This is a genomic window from Oceanicaulis sp. UBA2681 (genome assembly GCF_002354675.1).
Classification (GTDB): Bacteria; Pseudomonadota; Alphaproteobacteria; order Caulobacterales; family Maricaulaceae; genus Oceanicaulis; species Oceanicaulis alexandrii.
In genome coordinates, this window is record NZ_DEMB01000003.1 from 69,299 (window position 1) to 71,937 (window position 2,639).

Annotated in this window: 3 protein-coding genes; all 3 read left to right on the forward strand. The window is 62.6% G+C overall.

The window, feature by feature from the left end:
* Positions 1-492, forward strand: a 492-nt coding sequence (locus tag B3M53_RS00965; RefSeq protein WP_286799471.1) for an ATPase, T2SS/T4P/T4SS family, incomplete at its 5' end; no start/stop codon positions are given.
* Between the two features lie 3 nt (positions 493-495).
* Positions 496-1,491, forward strand: coding sequence for a type II secretion system F family protein (locus tag B3M53_RS00970; RefSeq protein ID WP_160093388.1), 996 nt, complete (start codon positions 496-498; stop codon positions 1,489-1,491).
* A gap of 9 nt (positions 1,492-1,500) precedes the next feature.
* Complete coding sequence (locus tag B3M53_RS00975) at positions 1,501-2,481, forward strand: type II secretion system F family protein (RefSeq protein WP_022701493.1); 981 nt, start codon at positions 1,501-1,503, stop codon at positions 2,479-2,481.
* Positions 2,482-2,639: the final 158 nt, after the last annotated feature.

Below are 2,639 nucleotides of genomic sequence, written 5' to 3' on the forward strand. Positions count from 1 at the left end.
GATCTGGTGAAGAACTGTCTGCGGATGCGCCCCGAGCGGATCATCGTGGGCGAGGTGCGCGGACCTGAATCCTTTGACCTGTTGCAGGCCATGAACACCGGCCATGACGGCTCCATGGGCACGCTGCACGCCAACTCGCCGCGCGAGGCGCTGAGCCGGATTGAATCCATGATCACCATGGGCGGCTACAACCTGCCCACCAAGACGATCCGCGAGATGATCTCGGGTTCGATCGATGTGATCATCCAGGCCGCGCGCCTGCGCGACGGCTCGCGCAAGATCACCCATGTCACCGAAGTGCTGGGCATGGAAGGCGATGTGATCATCACCCAGGACCTGTTCCTGTACGAGATCACAGGCGAAAACGAAAACGGCGACATTACCGGCCGTCATGTCTCCACCGGCATCGCCCGTCCGAATTTCTGGGAACGCGCGCGGTATTTCGGGCTCGACGCCCAGCTGGCCGCCGCTCTCGACGCGTCGGAGGCCTGAGCCATGCCCCCCGAACTCGCCCTTTATGTCGCCGCTGGATGCGCCTTTATCGCCGTGGCCGGCGTGGGCTTTGCGTTTGTGGGCTCCGGCGAGGAGAAAAACCGCAAGATGCGCCTGGAGGGCGCCGTGGGCGGTCCCGTGCAGACCGGGCGCCGCCGGGTCTCGGCGGTGGACAGCGCCAACCAGAAGCGTCGCCAGATCCAGGAAGGCCTCAAGGAGCTCGAAGAGCGCCAGAAGGCCGAGCGCAAACAATCGCTCACTCTGCGCGCACGTCTGGACCAGGCAGGCTTGCTGAAAACCGGGCCGATGCAGTTCTGGATCATTTCCGCCATTCTGGGGATCGTCGCCGCTTTCGCTGTCATCGTTGCGGGCCTGAATCCGCTGATCTCGATCGCCGCCGCCGTTATCGCCGGGCTCGGCCTGCCGCGCTGGGTGCTGGGGATGATGCGCAATGCGCGCCAGAAGAAATTCACCGAGAATTTCGCCGACGCGCTCGACATCATCGTGCGCGGCGTCAAATCCGGTCTGCCGCTCAATGAAACCCTGAAGATCATCGCCCAGGAAGGCGAGGCGCCGGTGAAGCAGGAATTCCAGCTTCTGGTGGAAGGTCTCGCCGTCGGGGTGGACGTGGAAGAAGGCATGCGCCGGATGTATCGCCGCATGCCCTTGTCTGAATTGTCGTTTTTCACCACCGTGCTGGCCATTCAGCAAAAGGCGGGCGGCAATCTCGCCGAGGCGCTCAACAACCTCTCCACGGTCTTGCGCGCGCGCAAGATGATGCGCGAGAAGGTCGGCGCGCTGTCGTCTGAAGCCAAGGCTTCCGCCTGGATCATCGGCTCCTTGCCGCCGGGCGTGGGGGTGATGGTGTCGATCATGTCGCCCGATTACATGACGCCGCTTCTGACCACGCCGACAGGGCATTTCCTGCTTCTGGGCGGCGGCGTGTGGATGCTCACCGGGATCTTGGTCATGCGCAGCATGATCAATTTCAAAATGTAGGGGGGCGACATGAGTGATTTCATCAACTGGATCGTCACCCCGGCCAATCTGTTCGCGGTCATCGCCGCCGGGCTTGTTTTTGCGACCGTGTGGACGCTGTCCGCGCCGGCGTTCGGCGGCAATGACCTCAACAAACGTATGAAAGCGGTCGCCAATCGCCGCGATGAACTGCGGCGCAAGGCGCGCGAGGAGCTTGAGAAGTCCGCCGCTGAGAAAAAGGGCGGTCTGCGCGGCAAGGATACGCGCTCGCTCTATCGCAAGGTGGTGGAGAAGCTCAATCTCGCGACCTTGCTGGAAGACGCCAATCTGAAGACCAAGCTGGTCCAGGCCGGCTACCGGGGCCAGGGCCCGGTCTACGCTTTCTATTTCGCCCGCTTCGCCATTCCGCCCGTGCTGGGACTGATGGGATTCGTCTATCTCTGGGTGGTCAATGATTTCGGCTTGCCGCTGATGCAGCGCCTGACCGTGGTGATGGGGCTGGCGGTGCTGGGCTATTATGCGCCGGGCATTTACCTGTCCAACAAGGCCGCCAAGCGGCGCGACTCCATCATGCAGGCCTTTCCGGACTCGCTAGACCTGCTGCTGATTTGCGTTGAGGCGGGCATGTCCATCGAAGCGGCCCTGCACAAGGTCGCGGCCGAAATCGGCACGAACTCGATGGAGCTGGCCGAGGAACTGTCCCTGACCAACGCCGAGCTGGCCTATCTTCAGGACCGGCGCATGGCGTTTGAGAATCTGGGCAAACGCACCAATCACGCCGGGGTTAAGGCGGTGGCCACCGCACTGATCCAGGCGGAGCGTTACGGTACGCCGCTGGGTCAGGCGCTGCGGGTCATGGCCAAGGAAAACCGCGACATGCGCATGAGCAATGCGGAGAAGAAGGCGGCGGCTTTGCCGGCCAAGCTGACTGTGCCGATGATCCTGTTTTTCCTGCCGGTTCTGTTTGTCGTGATCATCGGTCCCGCCGCGATCAGTTTCCAAAACATGTAAGCCCCGCTAGGGTGTGGCTCGCGCTTTGGTCTATGTCGAAGCGTCGCGTTCAGAGGGAGCCGTCAAGGCATGTTTGGTGGTGAAAAGGCTGTAGCCAAGCGTCGGGAGGCGATCCGGATCGCCGATCAGGCGGCGGAGCACGCCCTGGATGCGCTGGC